Source organism: Paenibacillus sp. FSL R5-0636 (assembly GCF_037974255.1).
GTDB classification, from domain to species: Bacteria; Bacillota; Bacilli; order Paenibacillales; family Paenibacillaceae; genus Paenibacillus_AQ; species Paenibacillus_AQ odorifer.
In genome coordinates this window covers 5,267,494-5,284,937 of the sequence record NZ_CP150232.1, presented here as the reverse complement: position 1 = coordinate 5,284,937, position 17,444 = coordinate 5,267,494, and the positions used below count along the sequence as shown (strand labels likewise).

26 protein-coding genes are annotated in these 17,444 nt (G+C 51.7%); 25 read left to right on the top strand and 1 reads right to left on the bottom strand.

Going from position 1 to position 17,444, the window contains the following annotated elements:
- The first annotated feature begins 18 nt into the window (after positions 1-18).
- The 16 genes from MKX34_RS24160 to MKX34_RS24085 all read left to right on the top strand — a co-directional run bounded on the left by MKX34_RS24160 (position 19) and on the right by MKX34_RS24085 (position 8,725).
- A complete protein-coding gene (locus tag MKX34_RS24160; RefSeq protein ID WP_076297504.1) occupies positions 19-468 on the top strand; it encodes a hypothetical protein in 450 nt (149 codons plus the stop codon).
- A complete protein-coding gene (locus MKX34_RS24155; protein ID WP_076297503.1) occupies positions 468-839 on the top strand; it encodes a hypothetical protein in 372 nt (123 codons plus the stop codon). The genes MKX34_RS24160 and MKX34_RS24155 overlap by 1 nt, the downstream gene beginning before the upstream one ends.
- 161 nt (positions 840-1,000) lie before the next feature.
- Complete coding sequence (locus MKX34_RS24150; RefSeq protein WP_143763788.1) at positions 1,001-1,270, top strand: hypothetical protein; 270 nt, start codon at positions 1,001-1,003, stop codon at positions 1,268-1,270.
- Between the two features lie 40 nt (positions 1,271-1,310).
- Complete coding sequence (locus MKX34_RS24145; RefSeq protein WP_076297501.1) at positions 1,311-1,604, top strand: hypothetical protein; 294 nt, start codon at positions 1,311-1,313, stop codon at positions 1,602-1,604.
- 15 nt (positions 1,605-1,619) lie between these two features.
- The gene (locus tag MKX34_RS24140; protein WP_076297500.1) at positions 1,620-1,976 is read left to right on the top strand and encodes a hypothetical protein; all 357 of its coding nucleotides are present in this window, start codon (positions 1,620-1,622) and stop codon (positions 1,974-1,976) included.
- Positions 1,963-2,181: a hypothetical protein gene (locus MKX34_RS24135; RefSeq protein WP_076297499.1), complete on the top strand. Its 219-nt coding sequence runs from the start codon at positions 1,963-1,965 to the stop codon at positions 2,179-2,181. The genes MKX34_RS24140 and MKX34_RS24135 overlap by 14 nt, the downstream gene beginning before the upstream one ends.
- Complete coding sequence (locus MKX34_RS24130) at positions 2,168-2,506, top strand: hypothetical protein (RefSeq protein WP_076297498.1); 339 nt, start codon at positions 2,168-2,170, stop codon at positions 2,504-2,506. The genes MKX34_RS24135 and MKX34_RS24130 overlap by 14 nt, the downstream gene beginning before the upstream one ends.
- A complete protein-coding gene (locus tag MKX34_RS24125; protein ID WP_179089337.1) occupies positions 2,503-2,676 on the top strand; it encodes a hypothetical protein in 174 nt (57 codons plus the stop codon). The genes MKX34_RS24130 and MKX34_RS24125 overlap by 4 nt, the downstream gene beginning before the upstream one ends.
- A gap of 4 nt (positions 2,677-2,680) precedes the next feature.
- On the top strand, positions 2,681-3,082 hold the full coding sequence (locus MKX34_RS24120; protein WP_076297497.1) for a hypothetical protein: 402 nt from the start codon (positions 2,681-2,683) through the stop codon (positions 3,080-3,082).
- Between the two features lie 53 nt (positions 3,083-3,135).
- Positions 3,136-3,276 carry a hypothetical protein gene (locus MKX34_RS24115; protein WP_179089336.1) on the top strand — a complete coding sequence of 47 codons (141 nt, stop codon included), beginning with the start codon at positions 3,136-3,138 and terminating at the stop codon, positions 3,274-3,276.
- Positions 3,277-3,510: 234 nt separating this feature from the next.
- Positions 3,511-3,840 (top strand): hypothetical protein, encoded by a 330-nt coding sequence (locus tag MKX34_RS24110; RefSeq protein WP_076297496.1) that lies wholly within the window; start codon positions 3,511-3,513, stop codon positions 3,838-3,840.
- 46 nt (positions 3,841-3,886) lie between these two features.
- Complete coding sequence (locus MKX34_RS24105) at positions 3,887-4,264, top strand: hypothetical protein (protein ID WP_143763786.1); 378 nt, start codon at positions 3,887-3,889, stop codon at positions 4,262-4,264.
- Positions 4,236-4,664 (top strand): hypothetical protein, encoded by a 429-nt coding sequence (locus MKX34_RS24100; protein WP_076297494.1) that lies wholly within the window; start codon positions 4,236-4,238, stop codon positions 4,662-4,664. The genes MKX34_RS24105 and MKX34_RS24100 overlap by 29 nt, the downstream gene beginning before the upstream one ends.
- A gap of 1,294 nt (positions 4,665-5,958) precedes the next feature.
- Positions 5,959-7,113, top strand: a complete 1,155-nt coding sequence (locus MKX34_RS24095) for a DnaB-like helicase C-terminal domain-containing protein (RefSeq protein ID WP_256717680.1) — start codon at positions 5,959-5,961, stop codon at positions 7,111-7,113.
- Positions 7,114-7,212: 99 nt separating this feature from the next.
- The gene (locus MKX34_RS24090; protein ID WP_076297491.1) at positions 7,213-7,722 is read left to right on the top strand and encodes a helix-turn-helix transcriptional regulator; all 510 of its coding nucleotides are present in this window, start codon (positions 7,213-7,215) and stop codon (positions 7,720-7,722) included.
- A gap of 367 nt (positions 7,723-8,089) precedes the next feature.
- A complete protein-coding gene (locus tag MKX34_RS24085; protein ID WP_179089335.1) occupies positions 8,090-8,725 on the top strand; it encodes a toprim domain-containing protein in 636 nt (211 codons plus the stop codon).
- 42 nt (positions 8,726-8,767) lie between these two features.
- Here the strand turns inward: MKX34_RS24085 and MKX34_RS24080 are convergent, their stop codons facing one another.
- Positions 8,768-9,010 carry a helix-turn-helix transcriptional regulator gene (locus MKX34_RS24080; protein WP_076297489.1) on the bottom strand — a complete coding sequence of 81 codons (243 nt, stop codon included), beginning with the start codon at positions 9,008-9,010 and terminating at the stop codon, positions 8,768-8,770.
- 156 nt (positions 9,011-9,166) lie between these two features.
- Between MKX34_RS24080 and MKX34_RS24075 the strand changes: the two genes are divergently transcribed.
- The 9 genes from MKX34_RS24075 (at position 9,167) to MKX34_RS24035 (ending at position 17,443) form a co-directional block, all read left to right on the top strand.
- Positions 9,167-9,784 carry a hypothetical protein gene (locus tag MKX34_RS24075; protein WP_076297488.1) on the top strand — a complete coding sequence of 206 codons (618 nt, stop codon included), beginning with the start codon at positions 9,167-9,169 and terminating at the stop codon, positions 9,782-9,784.
- Positions 9,785-10,000: 216 nt separating this feature from the next.
- On the top strand, positions 10,001-10,159 hold the full coding sequence (locus MKX34_RS24070; protein WP_179089334.1) for a hypothetical protein: 159 nt from the start codon (positions 10,001-10,003) through the stop codon (positions 10,157-10,159).
- Positions 10,156-10,677, top strand: coding sequence for a hypothetical protein (locus tag MKX34_RS24065; protein ID WP_076297487.1), 522 nt, complete (start codon positions 10,156-10,158; stop codon positions 10,675-10,677). Before MKX34_RS24070 ends, MKX34_RS24065 begins: the two co-directional genes overlap by 4 nt.
- 64 nt (positions 10,678-10,741) lie before the next feature.
- Complete coding sequence (locus tag MKX34_RS24060; protein ID WP_256717679.1) at positions 10,742-11,620, top strand: pilus assembly protein PilM; 879 nt, start codon at positions 10,742-10,744, stop codon at positions 11,618-11,620.
- Between the two features lie 69 nt (positions 11,621-11,689).
- Positions 11,690-12,187: a hypothetical protein gene (locus tag MKX34_RS24055; protein ID WP_339203630.1), complete on the top strand. Its 498-nt coding sequence runs from the start codon at positions 11,690-11,692 to the stop codon at positions 12,185-12,187.
- 82 nt (positions 12,188-12,269) lie between these two features.
- On the top strand, positions 12,270-14,171 hold the full coding sequence (locus tag MKX34_RS24050) for a hypothetical protein (protein WP_076297484.1): 1,902 nt from the start codon (positions 12,270-12,272) through the stop codon (positions 14,169-14,171).
- A 23-nt stretch (positions 14,172-14,194) separates the two neighbouring features.
- Positions 14,195-16,462, top strand: coding sequence for a DNA polymerase (locus MKX34_RS24045; protein WP_076297483.1), 2,268 nt, complete (start codon positions 14,195-14,197; stop codon positions 16,460-16,462).
- A 2-nt stretch (positions 16,463-16,464) separates the two neighbouring features.
- Complete coding sequence (locus MKX34_RS24040; protein ID WP_076297482.1) at positions 16,465-17,118, top strand: hypothetical protein; 654 nt, start codon at positions 16,465-16,467, stop codon at positions 17,116-17,118.
- Positions 17,119-17,251: 133 nt separating this feature from the next.
- Positions 17,252-17,443 (top strand): hypothetical protein, encoded by a 192-nt coding sequence (locus tag MKX34_RS24035; RefSeq protein ID WP_076297481.1) that lies wholly within the window; start codon positions 17,252-17,254, stop codon positions 17,441-17,443.
- The last annotated feature ends 1 nt before the right edge of the window (position 17,444 follow it).

Here is a 17,444-nt window from a genome sequence, read left to right as displayed (position 1 = left end):
AATGGAGGAGGTTACGCTATGAAATTCCGCAAGAAGCCCGTGCTTGTCGACGCAGTCCAGTACACGCCGGGACTCGAAGACGGCTACGCATGTTACGTAATTGACGGGGGTTCCCGCGACAGCCGATTCGTCGGCTATCACGATAAATCAACGCACATACCGTTATCATTCCGCAAAGTTCCCGCGATTAAGACGCTCGAAGGATTCCACGAAATCAGCGAGGACGACTGGATTATTACCGGGATCTTGGGCGAGCGCTACCCGTGTAAGGCGGAGATATTTGCGCAGACGTACGAAGCGGCTGACGGACCGCCACACGAAGAGGAAGCGCATGAAAGGATACGCGAGGCTTACGAGAGTATCGTAGATTTGGCGGCTGACCCGTTTGATACTTACGGCGGCTTTGTGCGCGGAGTTCATCACGTACTCGAAGCGCTCGAAATAAAAATCGAAGGAGTGAACGCGTAATGACAACGATTAAACCGGTAACAATTCCGCGCGAGGCTGCGGACAGAATCGAAGGTTTGCGGAGCTCAGCGCTGAGTAATGAGCGTATCGTAGACGTGTATGTTAGCGAAGGTCGCGGAACTCCGCCATCTACGAGGGGAATACGCTCAATCTCGTTTGACACGCTACTATCCGCACTCGTCAACGGATACGAACGCGAGCTGACGGAGGAAGAAGCGCGAGAACTGGCGTATGAGGAACTTCGTGAAATATACGCGACCCCTCCGCAGTCAATGTTTGCCCGCGGATTCGACGAAGGATTAATCTTTACGCTTAATACGCTCGGAATCGTAATCCCCGGAATTAACGACGAAAAAGGAGGCGCAGCCTAATGTTAAACGCACAGCTCACGCCAGATTACGCAATCCAATCGGACGCCAACGCTCAGAACTTCGTCATCAAACGTCGGAGAACCGTAGACCCTACGCAGGCTCCCGGATACAAAGCGGTCGAAGGTAACGAAGTCCCGTCTAAACGCGAGGTATGGGACGACGTGGCGTATTATCCGGTAAATACGGAAGGTCTGCGTGCGGCACTCGATTATGTACGTTTCAAGGCGGCGGTCAGCGCTGACACGGCGTCACTTAGCGAATTTATGGCGGCGCTACATACGGAGACATTCGCGATTGAGGCCGCGCTAGATTCGAAGCTTCCGTATTGGCCGGACGTTACCGTTGAAAGAGCGCATAAGGACGCGCTAGACACGTCGAAGAAGCGCGTAATTAGCGACGTTGAGGCGGGCGGAGTGTTAGCGGAAGGGTAACGGGTAAGGACGCTAAATTGACGGAGAGGAGACGGGTAAAATGACGGAGGAACAACGCTTGATTACACGTAAGGGAGCGCTAAAGGAAGAACTACGCGAAGTGGAGGCGGCGCTAACACATATTGAGCGAATGAAGAAACCGTTCGAGGCGGTCGTGCATCACTGGTGTTGCAACCGGTCGAGCACGTTCTGGAAAACGGAGGAACAGGCGCGGAAGAAGATGGACGAGTACTTCCGCAAGGCGTACTATCTGAACGGACGTGTTGATCGCGTACAGCTCGTTAAGTACGAAGAGGACGGTAGTACAACGATTATCGACGATAAGAAAAAATAACGGAGGTGCTGCGTAATGAAACGCGAAGAAATCACCGCAAAGTGGGCGGAGTTAGGCGCAAGGGAACGGGACGCGTGGATTGCGGAGGCGGTGTTCGGATGGGAACGTACCAACGGAATTATTGACGCGATACTTCCGCAGTATACAACGGACATTTCCGCAGCGTGGGCGCTCGTCGATAAAAGCGCGGAGTTCGGCGGCATGTCCGTATCCTTTACGTGTTCGCGAAATGGTGCGCGGCGCTATACGGTTGAGACATATGCGAACGGAGTAGCCTTCGTAGTGGCCGCCGGATCTACCGCGCCGGAAGCGATTGGGCTCGCGTCAATTATCGCGGCACTGACGGAGGTGTCCGCTGATGTGGCCGTTTAAGCACAAGCCCGCGCACGAACACGAGTGGCGGCTGGACGATATGTTTATGAAACCGGGAAGAATTGACCCGCGTCTTCACGCCTTCTTCGTGATACAATGCACAACTTGCGATAAACAGCGCACGCTCACCGAGGATGACTTCACGAATTTCCGCCAGTATTTCAACGTTAAGTTACCGGAGGTGTCCGCCGATGAGTCTGCGTAAATTTCCCGTAACTGCGCCGGACGGGACGGAGTATCGCGTTAAGATCGAAGACATATACGGAGACGGCGATATCCGCGCGCTTCTACACGTTAAGCGTAAACATTTCGGATTCCGTAAGATTACTGGTTACTGGTTTGAGCGGGGTAAGCTGGCGGACATAACGGAGGACGGAGTTATTGACTACGTGGCGCTCGCCCAACGATTCATAGGCGAGTACTACGCGGGGCTTGCGTACGGTGCAGAACGTGCCCATTTGCGCGCTGATAAAGAGCTGCGTAAACAGGCAGCAGTCGAACGGTTTAACGCGTGGGACGGGAAGCTATGATTATAGAGATCACGCTATTTCTATTTTACCTAGTAGCTTCGTTGGTTTGTTATTTTGTTGGTGGAATTGTAATGATGGACGCGCTATCTAAACGGAAATTTACTATTGCGATTGTCGGTTTGGGCGTTATGTTGACGCCTACGCTAATACTCGCGTCGATCGGAGGATAATGCTATGAGGAAAGCCGAGTTACTCGCGGAACAATCCCGCCTACTAACGATAGCTAACGAACTATCACGTAAACATTGGGGCGTGGATTATACGGGAACGCTGACGTTGGTAACGTACAACTGGCGCAGTCAATGGGCGGCGTTCCACTACCGCAAGTCGGATAAGACCATGCAGGAAATACGTATGTCTACGGTAGTTAACGCAGAGCGACCGTTTGAGGACGTGCTAGGATCGCTATTACACGAGTTAGTACATTGGCGTTTGTATACGCTAGGGCTTCCGTGTTCCGATACAGACGACGAGTTTATCGCGGAGTGTCTACGTGTAGGGGCGCCAATATCCGGCTCAACGAGCGCCAGGAAAGCGTACGAGCGGTATTTACAAGCGGAGAAGGAGGCAGCGTAAGTGAAGACGGTTAACGATATTATCGAACATTATACGAAGGGAGGACGGAAGTAATGACACAATTAACTAACGAAGAAATCCGCGAGATTAATCTGTGGTTGTACGATAATCCGCGCTATCAAGCGTTAAGCTGGCGTGATGCGGTCGCGGTATTTCAAGAAAAGCGTAAAAATGAAAACGTGCGTGCGGCGTAGAAAACGAGAGGAAACGGGAGAACGCTATATTTGTGCAATCTACGCTAATTGCAACTATAGCAACTACAGCGAAATCTACGATGTATAAATTCCGTAATTTACCAATTTGTGCGAATACAGCGTAATGTAGCGAAACCTACTCCGTGAACTCTACGTGTGTATAAAGTGGCTAATCGCCGGATTTGGCGTTTTACGCAACGCAATCTATCAATCTATAATCGGAGGTGTCACCGGATGACAACGGAAACTAAACGTGATTTACACGCTGACCTAGCGATCTGCAACGCGGCGACTAGCGGACCGTGGCAGACCGCAGATACTACGGACGGCTACTACGTACTAGACGCGGATGATTACGTACTCGCTGCGACTCTTGAACATGCGGCGGATGCGACGTTTATTAACGAAGCGCGCACCGGTTGGCCGATCGCAATTGAACGGGCGATTAGCGCAGAGGCGGAGCTTGAGCGTTTGCGTACGTGCATTGCTGTCGCCATGACGTATCCTCCTGCGTTCATTAACGCTAAACTGCGGAGTTTATTGGAGGTGCCGACGAATGAGTAGCGCGTGTCAATGCCACGTAGAGGACGCGTTCTGCTTCTATTGCGAAGTGTACTCGCCGGTTGTTGCGGAGAATGAGCGGTTAAAGGCGGAAGTCGGACGGCTAACTGCGTCGCACCGCTTAGCCACTCCGGAAGACTTGGCGGAGTTCGATGCGCAGTTCCCACCGCTTAGCCGCGAGGGTATGGAGCGGTTGCGCAAACGGATTGCGGAGCACGTGCCAGCTAAGCGCAGACTGCCGGACGGAACGTTAGAGAAGACGCGTGAGGAACTGGTGGCGGAGAATCAACGTTATCGAGCAGCGCTTAAGCGAATATCTGGCGCGTCAGTGTCGATGCACACGTCAATGGCGGACCTAGCTGGATTCATGAAACGTACAGCGACGGAGGTGTTGCGTAATGGCTCCACGCAAGAAAACGCCAGCTAAACCGCGTATCACCGCAGAGCAACGTAAAGACTGGCGTAATCTCCCCCTCGCGGATTGGAATACGCTGACCGTCCAGGTAATGATTACGGAGCTCAATCGTGAGCGCTACGGAGTCGAAACGTACATTCCGGCTGCAGGTGGTTATCGCTTCGAACAAGGCGTAATCAAACGTGCGCTCACGCTGTACGGTGCGGGGGCTTTACGCGAAACGATCGAACGTGCTTTCGCGGAACATCGCGTAACACCGCTGTATCCGCAGTTAACGGCGGGCTTTTTGATAACGTGGTTACTGCCCCGCCTTATGCCGCAAGTCCTTGCGAACGGGCAACGTAAGGAACGGGTGGAGACGGCGGTAGTAAATGGCGGGATGACTGCGGAGGAGATTGCGGATTTTTTGTAAGACGTAGTTCATTATTTACGATTCGCGTCGTATAGTTATACGTACGTTACGTAAAGGAGGAACGTTATGTCACACAATGCTCATTCAAAAAACTGTATACTCGCGGGATCGTGTTCGCTAGCCGACACCGCCAAGTGTAACTCGCGCTGTCCGTCGTTCATCGCTTGCCACGGCGCAAATGGACTCGGAGGACGCGTAGGTGCGGCGAATATGCCTGCGGACTACAAAGGTATTACGCTCGCCAATTCGCCAGCACGCGAAGCCCTAGCGCGGGACAAAACGCGGGAGTACCGAGCATACAGCGTAGTCGAGCCTTATGCGCGAACTTTCATGCGGCAATTCGGTGATACGTCAGATGAGCGCATTAAATCGCTTTACTTGTATAGCGAGTCGCCTGGCACCGGAAAGACTACGACAGCCGCAGCGTTACTACACGAATGGATAATACGCCACTATATCGGGAGCATCCAACGGAACGGGCAACCGCTGGAACGTCCGGCTTACTTTTGTGACGTAAACGCCTGGCAGACGTTATTCCTCGGATTCAACCGAGCGCATGTACCGCCTGCGACCGCCGAACCGTTAGCTGCCGAATACTATGCGATCGAACAGCGTACGAAGGCGGCTCCGTTCGCGGTCCTCGACGATATCGGCGTCCGCTCAGCATCCGAAGCCTTCCGCGCGGACTTGCATAGCGTTATTAATCATCGCGTGGCTAACGGATTGCCGACGGTGTACACGAGTAACGTGATGCTCGCGGATCTGGCGCAAGTGTTCGACGCGAGGTTAGCCGATAGGATACGCGAACAGTGCGTAGAGATACGATTTGTCGGCGAGAGTAAGCGAGGTCTGCGCAAAACGGCGTAAATAGGCGTTAAGATGCGATTTCGGGAGAACGTATGGTATAGCGTAATAATTGCGGCTATATTCGACAAATTGCGCTATGATAACGCACTGAGAATACATTAACGTACTTAATTATTTCCTAATGCCGTCCAATAATTTATAAATAATCCCAACTATGTCGAATGAATATCGTCTTATATGGGAGTTGGGTGTTAGGTTAAGCGAGAGTAAAATAGGAGGTGTACCTATGGCGGCGCACGGTCAGCAATTACTATCTAAGATCGTAGACACCGGCGATGTCCTGGCGTTAACGCGGCTCGGCATTAAGCGAACAGACTACGCCACGGAAGGCGAACAGCGCGCGCATGACTTCGTTGTTAAGTACGCGGCAGATAACGGCGGAGTAGCGCCATCGCTATCGACTTTCGTAGCGGAATTTCCGGACGAAGTGTGCGCATATATACCGGGCGTAACGGATAGTTTCGACTATTTAGCGCGGGAGTTAAAGGATGCGGCGGGCAAACGTGCGACAGCGAAGCTTCTAAGTGATCCGAATATGCAGCGCGATTTCGACACAAAGACAACGGAAGAGTTTGTCGCATCATTGACGAAACAGCTCGAACGGATTAAACTGGAAACACGAACAAACATTCGTATATTAACAGACGTTTCCAGTGAGACGGATAAGTTCCTAGCGGAGTATCGAGCACGGAAAGCCGGTACGTCATTTCGTATCTGGCGTAGTAAATTCGCATCTATTAACGATCAAATTGGCGGTTATTTCTCCGGCAACACTTACGCGTGGTATGCGCGATCCGGTCGCGGTAAATCCGTTCTTGTAATGGAGGATGGCGCGATCGAAGCTGCGTTTCAGGGCGCAACTGTTCTCGTATGGGCGTTAGAGATGTCGGAGTTCGAGTGGATGGCGCGGGCTTACTCGTCAATCAGCGCACGTAACGGACTATTTAATGCGAACATCGACGGAGTGGATTACGCGGCAGGCTTCGAAAATAAGGCGCTATTAATGGGGCGCTTAACGGACGAGTTCGAAACGCAGTTTGAAACGTTCCTCCGTACGCTGAACGAATTGATTCCGGGTCGCATTATACTCCGCGCTGCAGATAGCGAAGGCTTTACGGAGCGAGGAATCACGCAATTAGAGGCGGACATTCGCGAAACAGAGGCGGATGTAGTCGTAGTCGATCCGATATATCTCATGGATTACGAAGCGAACACGTCGCGGGTGGCCGGTGGTGATGTGGCGGCGACCTCCGTTAAGCTTAAGCGCCTGGCGGGGCAGACGAAGACCGTAATTCATCTCGTAACACAAGCGGAGGAAGATGCGTCAGAAAAGGGCGAGGATGGAGTACGCGAGCTGCGGCCGCCAAAACGTGCGGAGCTTAAGAAGTCGAAAGCGATACTTGAGGATGCCGCGAACATTTTCGGTATAGATACGCTGGCACACGAAGGGCGCGGAGTAATCGAACTCGGTAAAGGGCGTAATGGCGGCGAGGATACGCGCGTTGAGATCGTATATCTTCCGAACTGGGGCATCGTGCAGGAGACGGATTTAGCGGATGAAGCTGCGAAGTTTGTAGCGTAGGTTGGTGTGTTAATTTCTTGTTTCCTGATTAGAAATAAAATGTTGACTTTACGGACAAGGTTGGTTATCCTAACAACATAACCAATTAGGAGGTAAATTATGGACTTTGAATTCAACATACCACTTCTAGGAAATTATATTAATGAGTTAAGAGTTAAGCGCAACCTAACACTAAGGGATGTTTCAGAAAAGTCGGGAATAAGTCCTTCTCAATTAAGTAAGATTGAAAGAAACGAGGCCGTTCCTAAGATTGCCACTCTCGACCAAATTGCATCAGCACTCGAAGTAAACCCTGATGATCTATACTATCGCGCAGGAATTATCCCTAGTTCGGATCCACTAAATAAAAGGGTTATCACAGGGATGGTAAATGGTGAAATCCCATACGAAAGAGGGATAGCTATGACACGGTTATATACTGCTTTGAGGAATGACCTCGAAGCTCTTATGAGTGAAAGCTCTTTTAAAAGATGCAAAGAAACGACAACATTTGCACGTGATTATAACAATTTCATAACCGACGAAGAGTTTTGGTTGGTAACAAGAGTACGAAACTCCATAGAACAGCTTGAAAAGGATTTCGCAGAACTTGATAATATGCGTAAATAATCTGACCATACTCTAAGTACTGCGAGGTGATAAATCCATGAGCGCTTTTACCGCAATTAATGCGGATTTGTTTTTATCCGCAATCGAACGTTACCCCTGGCGCAGCTCATCATATGCTCGCGGACGCCTAATCGCGTCATCTCCGTTCGGCTCGCGCGCGGATAACACTCCTTCATTTTCGCTTGTGGTCGATACTGATTCGGAGTCTTTCGGCGCATGGAACGATATGGGGGCGGAAGATCCGGAGTGGGCGCGTGGAAGCCCGTTGAAGCTATACAGCTTCCTGCGCAACATTACGCTCCGGGAAGCGTTTGAAGAGTTAACGGTTGGTGCTGACGTGGACGAGCGCCCAACGCTACGTATCCGATTGAACGCGCCCGAACCGCAAGCTGCCATACGTAAGCCGATCGATATGTCCCCGTACATACAACGAGAGATTCGGTACTTAACTAATCGAGGAATAGCGCCAGTAATACAGCGGCTTTATAGATGCGGTTACGACGTTACGAATAATGCGGTAGTTATGCCGTGGACAAGCCCGGTCGGAACGTTTCTTAACGCGAAGTGGCGGTCAACTTACGGTAAACAATTCTGGTATGCGCGCGGAGGGGCTCCGGTCAAATCGATGATATACGGAATTGACATCGCATATCGGCGGAATATCAAACGCGCGGTCATCGGTGAGGCCGAGATCGACGCAATGACGGCGAGTACGGCGGGTACGTTCGGATTAGCGGTCGGCGGATCGGAGTTTACCGAGGAAAAGGCGAATCTACTGCGCCGCAGCCCGATCGAGGAACTATTGATTGCGGGAGACAACGATGCCGCCGGAGAAAAGCTGCGGTGGGAGATCGAAAAAAAGATGCGCGGGTACGTGCGATTATACAACGTAGAGATTCCGAACAGCGCGAAGGATTTTAATGCGGCGGGGATTGCGGCAACTAGAGAAGCATGCGAGGCAGCAAAACGGATAGATGCGATTCGCGTGCGTTTGTGTACGTGAAATGTCGTAAAATTTGACGACTTTTTGTCGGTACGAACGAAATTAATCGTCCGTTGCCTTAACGGGAGCTTCTTCCCATTCGTACAAGTCGTACGGGGAGTCAAGACCGAGAACTTCCGCAATCGTCCGCGCTTTGTCGAGGCCCATAACGCCCACACGTTTCCGGTCGTTTATCCAATGACCGATTTGCGAACGGGAGTATCCGGTCCTGCGGCTAAGCTCAACCTGCGATAGTTTACGTTCTTTGAGTAGCGCCCGAAGTCGGCATTCACCGACAACGTACATTTATGAGCGCCTCCGATACTTTGCGAAATGATAACTTAATTATTCTAACATATTTTTCTTGTAAAAGTGTGCGGGGCATTTGAGCATGTCGACTTTATCTATGTAAGGCAGACAAGCATTAAAATTATAAAATATCATGTAGGGAGTTGTTGAGTATTGAACTTTGAAAAACTGAATAGGTTAGCCGCCGTCCATTTGGTAGATAGAACGGATGCCACTTTTTCCGAGATGTATGAAGAGGCAATCACGTTATTCCGCCGAATGAATCGTAACCGAATCGTCTTTTCCCGTATGGGTGATAACAACGATGCGGACGAATTACTAGATTCCGTAATCCTTAAGGTGATCGCCAAATCACCGGATAATTTCGGAGCATTATTACTAACAGCGCTTAACGCCGCACAGCTTGATTTTTTCAAGGCTGAGCAGCGCCGACGTAAACGTTTTGAACTCAGCGTAGATACTGAGGCGCCAAACTCAGATGTACGCGACGAAGATACGGACGTTGAGCTAGCGGTAATTCAGCGAGTTGTACGTAAAAAAAGAACCGACCAGTTGGAGCTGATCGATTCTCTCACTCGGTCCGCCAAGACCGATACCACGACGACCACAATCGTCGAAGCATATTTGTTCGCGCCGCTAGACGCAAAGCCCACGGAGATCGCAAGATCACTTGGGATACACCATGAGACAGTTAAACGTAAGCTTCGCAGACTTGCTCGCCGTTACGACGCCAATCGCTTCGGTGATGTCCGCGAATACTTAGCCGTTTAAATGATTTTCGGAACGGGCTATCGGGCATGATGTCCGTTCCAGTATTAATTATATCACAAAAATTTAAAGATATTCCGGTGGTATTAGTTACCTTATGTATAGGATTTCCTAAATATATCCATTCAATACTTCACGTTTTCAATATTACGCAAAAAATTTGCGGTTGTCAACGCTTATTTAACTGCGCCTACTATTTATTAACCGGAGGTTAACGCCATGAATCGTATAAAAAACGTTACTCATATAAATACACGCAATCCCCACGTTTCAAACAGATTGGTCGATCGCATCTATAACGGAGGCTTCGAAAACTACGAAGACACGGCGGATTATATTGATATCCGCAACGCTATGAAGGGGCGTGTCATCGCATGACTTGGCTCGCATCAACCCACGCAGCTAAACGTGCCGTTGAACGATTCGGAATTACGCATGACAACGTAAATACGTGGTTTAACGAAAAATTAACGTCAGCTCGCTACGTTTGTAACACGGTAGATGACGACGGAAGTGAGGCGCGCCTATTTGTTAACGGTAAGATTATGTTTTTCGCAGCACTATATGAGGACATAGTTAAATCCGTTCGTTACGCATCCCGCACGCAAATGGCTGCCGACTGTATCGCCGAGCTCGCGGAAAAGGAACTCCGTAAGCGCCAGGTCAAAGCGCTCGAAGCCGAACGCAGCTACGCGGATAAAAAGGCACAACTAGAAACGCGGCGCATCGATATTAATATCGCTATATTGCGGACGAAATCTGCGCCGCGCATCGCTAATCTAACCGCGAGCTTGGCGGAAGTTGAAGCGGAATTGTGCGAAGTACTGGCGGCGGTAAAACGTGCTAAACGGGAGTTAACGAGTTTCGCGGAGGGCTATGTATCAATAACGGCGTAATCTTGCGCCGGCCGCACGGTGTTAACGCGGAAGTGACCGTTAATGCCGCGCTGCGGACGCACGATTGTCCGAGGTCTGGCGGAACCTACGCAGTAACGATGCGTTTAACCGTACATTATATGAAGAGGAACGTGATCGAATGTCGATGTTTACGAAGGTAGGCGCAGAGGCAGCGGCGGCAGGTAACAACGAAGGAGGAGCGAAGGAGAGTCCGATTACTTCGTTTAAATCCGGAACAGCGCTAAAGGTTGGCGTTAAGTCGATTAACGATGTAGCGGAGTATTACGGTTACAGCATCTTCAAGAAAGTGAACACGTTCGTTCCTAAGAATCCCGCAACACGTAATGCTCGCGGTTATATTGACGCTAATCCGACCGTATGGGATCAAGCGGCTGCGCTCCTTTATAAAGAGGCGGACACAGCGAAGAATGCCGGCGCCAGTGAGGACGCGGTTAAGAAGATTACGGATGAGGCGTATTTGTATCGCGGTAAGAAACGTTTCCTTCGCGCATTCTTCGACTTAGCGACCGGTAAGGACGTAGTAGTCGATTTGAGTCCGAAGCAAGAGGAAACGCTCAAGGCCGTAATCAAGAAGTACGAGAAGAAGCTCGGAACAATCGCGTTCGAACTCGCGAAGACCGGATCGAGCACAAACGCCGTCGTCGCGCTGTCTCCGATCATTGACATGGACGAAGACCTCACGCCAGAAGAACGCGCTAACTTCGCTAAGCTCGGGGCGGCTCCGTTTGAACTCGCGGATTTCGAAACGTGCTTATACGTAGCCGATGACGCTGAGCAAACGAAGAATCTCGTAGTTGCGGGATTTGATATCGGACGACTCGGATTGTCTATCGGAGCGAGCGCGGGAACTAGTACGCAGACTCCGCCGCCAGCCGACGACGGGGCTCCTATCGATATCTCCGAAGAGGATCTACCGTTTTGATCGCGTGTCCCGAACATCCGCAATTAGCATCAGGTAACAACGGTAATAAACCGCCGGTCTGCGTGTTGGTTGCGCTGGCTGGCGGAGAATTTAACGAGAGAGGACGTGGTTCAGACGGCACATATTTCGGAAGTCGTAGGTAAGTATTCGGAGCTCGCCGCAAGATTAGCGTTATTGGCGAACGGATGGACTGTGCACCAATCGGAGACAGACGAAGCGTACGATGTCCTGGCGCAAGATCCCGTAAGCGGAGACTATGCGCGGATTCAAGTGAAGACGATTAGGCAGCGTATGGATCGCGGCGGCGACCTCGTAGTCTACGCGAAGAAAGGCAACGGGACTATCTACGACCTAGCCGACGCTGATTACATTATTGGCGTATGGGTGATCGAGGGCGAAGTGCCTCGCGTGTATATGTTCGAGAACCGCTGCCTTACGGAGTACTGGTGCGGAGAAGCACGTGCAGCTGAGCGTTGGGTTGAGCTGCCTCTAGCGCTTAACCGCGATATCTATACGGTTTCGGCCGCTGTGATCACGGAGGAATTACCACTACCGACCGCTGTCTAAACGTAAGATTAACGCATTATCGGGGCGGAGGAGCTAACGGTAAGCGCCGAAGGCTCAGTCCCAACGAAGGAGACCCGTATAAATGACGAAATTAAACGTAGTAATTCCGGCTGTAAACGTAATGGTAGAGATCGACGGCAGTAACGTAGAATTCCGCAAAGTTGACCGCAAGGCGCAGGCGGGCGATATCGTTAAGGTTACGGAAAGCGGCGAAGATATCGAAGCAGGCGCGTTCTATAACGTGCTCGGCGACTACTCCTTCGCGGATGGTGCGGATGACTCACGGCAGCTTTCGTGCTGGAAACACGAAGTCTACGCGCCAGTAGTCTCCGCAGGCACCGCCGATGCTCCCGCTGATCTTACGTTCGAATCCGCACAGTATCGCAAGGTCGACCGCTCGGCCCGCGAAGGTGACGTTATCGTATTTGCGGAGGCTCCGCGTAGCTACCTTACCTCAGGTAAAGCGTACCTTGTCAACGAGATTGACTTCGCTGGTGGCGCGCAGATTACGGATGATGACGGAGATGATTACGATATGGGCGCGAGTGGTATCGTGTTCGACGTGTACGAAAAGGTCAGCGTAGAGACTCCGGCGGCTTCATATCGCGAAGTCAAACGTAAGGCCGCCGTAGGTGAGCGTATTAAGATCGTTAATCCGGTAGCTGCGATTGACTACGTTATGGGCGATGAGTTTACGGTAATTGAAATAGACGAAGAGGGCAACGTTTATTTCAGGGATACCGTTAATGAACGCAATAGCGCCTATCTCCGCGAATACGTCGTACTCGAACCGGTCAACACGCAAGTTAAAGCGAAGCCTAAACGTTTCAGCGCGGGTGACTACGTTAAGGTTACGGGCAATTCCGTATGTCACGATTATACGGAGGGCAGCGTAGTTATGATCACAGAAACTAAAGATAACGCGAGGTACGGCGGCCAACAATTCCGCGCTGAGACTGTGGACGGAAAGCGCGGAAACTGGCTCGTAACGTACAACGTAGAGCCCGCAACCGAAACGGAGTTCCTTGCGCAACGTAAGCCGGCGGAACCTGTGCGCTTGAAAATCGGAGACTACGCGAAGGTGCTTGCGTTTGATATGAGCTATGCTAGCGCGGCAATCGTCGGCCTTATCGTAGAGCTTACGGAAACGGACCACTCGAACCGTCCATATCGCGGGAAGAAACTCGACGGTACTCGCGCCGGATGGTTTACGCCGGATCAGCTCACGCCAGCAACCGCCGAAGAAGTAAGCGCGGCCCGGGCGGAAGCTCAGCGTAAAATCGCGGTCGGTCCGTTCGCTGACGGAGGATTTGCGCAGATCGTCGACGTAAGTAAATCGCAGGCACTCGGCGGATTCTCTACCGGGGATTACGTAAACGTAGTATCAGACGGATTCAACGGCCGTTATAAGCTTGTCGTGACGAAAACTAGCGGTAACCGGGGATACTGCAACGCGGACGCCCTGCGCCAGATTACGGAGGCTGAGTATAACGCGGCGGTTGCGCCGAAAGACCCGCGCGATGCTTTCGCAAAGGGCGATAAGGTGCGGTTGATTAGCGGCGCAAACAATTCCGGACTTTACGGGTTTACTGACGGCGGAATTTACACCGTCGCTAATCCTAAATCTACGCAATGGGAATCGAAGAGAATCGGAATTGAAGACGCTGCTAGCTACGGATTTGCGCTGCCGGACCAACTCGTTAAGCTGTCCGCAGAGGAGATCGCCGCTATCGAGAAGGAAACGCAGGAAATCGCTAAATGGGCGAAGCTCGGGCGTAAGGTCGGCGAGTTTAAGCACGGTGATGTCGTTACCTCCGCGAAATACTGCGGAAACACGAAAATAGTTACCGCGCAGATTGAGGACGTAGGCACGGATCTGCTCGGACTACGCGCGGCGGACGGAGAGTACCACGCCGTCGATAAAGAGGGCGTTAAACTAATTGTACCGGTAGAACAGCGCTTCGATACGGAACAGGCCGCCTAAATTAACGGAGGTGATGCGGATATATGGACGTTAAATTAACGCTTAATCTACGTAGTCCGACCGCAGCCGAAGCGCCGGAAGACGTAGCTGACCGCATAGCCAGCGCCACCAAACGGAAGAAAGCGGCGGAGGAGACGATAGCGGACGCATGGGTTCGCATACTCGCGCTAAAGAATACGGATGCCGATCGCGAAAAGTTAATCGCGGTAAAAGACGCAATGGATACGGGTGTGACGGGCAGACACCCGTCCAGCGTCGGCAAACGGTTCAGCAAGGCGGAGGCTATGCGGATTTACGATGACTTGCGCGAGTCGATCCGCGAGGAAAGATTACGTAATATGGTCGCGCATACTCCGAAAAACTACTTCTTGATTAATAACGCGAAGCTACTGGCGCGACTCAACGATAGGCTGCGCAATGAAACGGAAGTGGCGGTCGATACGGAAACTACGGGAGTTGACGTTTATACAGACGTGATTGTCGGCCTATCATTAACGTTGCCTTCCGTTAGCATTCCACCGTTAGCCGAAAAGGGAATGCACGTTTATATTCCGGTCAGCCACGATGAAGGCGAACAATTATCGCGAGATTACGTACTGCAGGAATTGCGTTGGTTCCTTTATAGCACAGATATCGGCAAGATACTCCATAACGCTATATTCGATATCGCGATGTTCCGGCGGCATGGTTCGGATCTGCGCGGAGTTACGTGGGATACGATGGTAGCGATGCACCTACTCAACGAGAACGAACCGTCGTTCCGCTTAAAAGACCTCGCGCCTAAATATCTCGGAGTGGAGTCGGATACGTTCTCGGAACTATTCGGCAAGACTCCGTTCAATGAAATTCCGCTAGATATTGCGCTGGCATACGCGGCTAAGGATACCGATCTTACTTGGCGCTTGTATCAATTCCAGCGCGGTCACTTCGCTACATTGCCGACGGTACTCGAATATTACCGTACGGTTGAGGTTCCGTTGCTCTACGTAATCGTAGACTTGGAGGCTAACGGATATATCCTCGATTTAGACTTCGCAAAGGAATACGGTGAGCAATTGAGCGCTCGCGCCAAAGAGCTGCGTACGAAGCTTATCGAAGTCCTGGCGAAACATCACGAAGGGGACGGTGATCTTAACCTTAATTCTACGCCGCAGATGAAGGCGGTTCTCTCGAAAGAAATCGGCCGCGATATTCCGAATATGGACGCTAAGAAGACGCTCAAGCCTATGGGCCGTGAGTTCGAAGTTATCGCGGACTTACTCGAATACCGCAAGATAACGAAGCTCAGCGGAACGTACATCGACGCGCTGCCGACGAAACAGAATCCGACGACTAAGCGCTGGCACTCGCGGTTTAATCCGATGGGAACCGTTACCGGGCGCTTTAGCTCCGGCAAGGACGAAGATGCCGCGGATTCCAATCAATTTAACGTTCAGAATCAGCCGGAGGAAGCGCGCAAGATGTTCCTAGCGCCAGAAGGTAAGGTCCTGGTGTCGGCGGACTTTAAGGCGCAAGAGATCCGCTGCACCGCTTATTTATCGGGCGAACCCGTCCTAATCGAAGCGTTCGAAAAGGGCATCGATCCGTACGCTAACATGGCGAGCATGTACTACAAGCGCCCGTACCACGAAGTTAATAAGCTGCCGAACGGGGAAGATACGCCGGAACGCAAAGCGATGAAGGTCGTATGGCTGGCGACATTGTACGGGATGAGCGACTTTTCACTCGCGGAGATGCTCAAGCTAAAGAAACCGGAAGCGACCGCGTTCAAAGAAGAGCTGTTCGGTGGGATGCCGAAATTATCCGCCTGGCTCAAGGCTAACGAGGAGCACGTCGCCAAGTACGGTTTCGTATGGGCGGATAAGCAGCAACGTAAACGGCGCTTGCCCGACGGAACACTTAAGCGTAAGGAGATTCCGTATGGTAAGTGGAATGATCCGAAGTACGAAGAGTGGCGCAAGCACAACGGAAAGATTAACCGGGCTATGCGCCAGGGTACGAATGCTCGCGTTCAGGGGAGTTCCGCCGTTCAAACGAAAGTAACGATGATTAAAGCGCACGAAGCGTGTGAGGAACGCGAAGGCTGGGCGCTGTGGGGAACGATTCATGACGAATTGGTGTTCGAGATTCCGGAGGAATTTACGCGGGAGGACATCGCCGTTATTGAGCGCATTATGACGCAGTCGTATTCGTGGGGCAACGTAGCCAACGGAACGGATATCGCGATTATGCTGCGCTGGGGTAAAGGCGTAACGCCAGACGAATGGTTCAAAAATAAGGAGGCTGCGTAATTATGGCGATATCACAAGCGAAGAAACTCGAACTTATCACGAAGCACGCGAAGAAGTTTACGGTTAAGCCGGGTGGAGGCACTCCCGTACTAGAGGGCGTACGTTACCTCGATGATGGATCCGTAGTCGCAACGGATCGCCACACGTTGCTCCGGATCGGCGGCGCGCATAACTTTGCGGAGGCATTTACGTCTCACGCTAAGACCGGCGCGCCCGTTGACGGTCAGTATCCGGACACATCGCGCTTAATTCCGCAGGACTTTACGTCACAGATTACGCTTATCGAAACGGTTACGCGGGCGGATTTAAAGGACGCGATTGCCTGCGTAAAGGTTGCGCTCGAAGCCGCGAAGCTATCCGCCGGAGACAAACGTAACCTCGCGCTACTTCGTTACGCAGGCGATGCCGCCACGCTATCCGTTACGAACGATTCTCCCGCGTTATCGTTTAGCGCCGGGATTAACGCGGACTTAAGCGGGCCGGACATGGCGGTAGCGTTTAATGCGGAGTACATGCTTAACGCGTTGAACGTATTCAAAGACGCGGGATCTCAGCGGGTAACTATCGGATTGACCGGCAATTTAAGTCCGATCGTTCTGCGCGATGAGGATAACGGAATAGACGTCGTAGTGCTTCCGTATCGGATGGCGTCCTAATGGAGCGCGCTACCACAACGTTCACATGTCCGCAGTGCCGCCGTCAGGTTCGCGTACTAGCGGATGAATACGGAGATCACTGCTGCCCTTGCGGGTGGGAAAGAGCGCAAATTAACGAAGGAGATGACGCGGAATGACTAGCGCCAACAAAGCGAAGGTAATTGCGGAAGTAGATAGCGCCATTGAAAGGCTCGCCCGCGTGCTCACGCGTATTGATAGCGGCGACTACGGATTCTCGGAGGCGGGCGATTGGTTGCATAACTGCGGTGACGACATTGTAGGCGCGTTGGAATCTGCGCTTGAATACGTAAAGGAGGCTGCGTAAG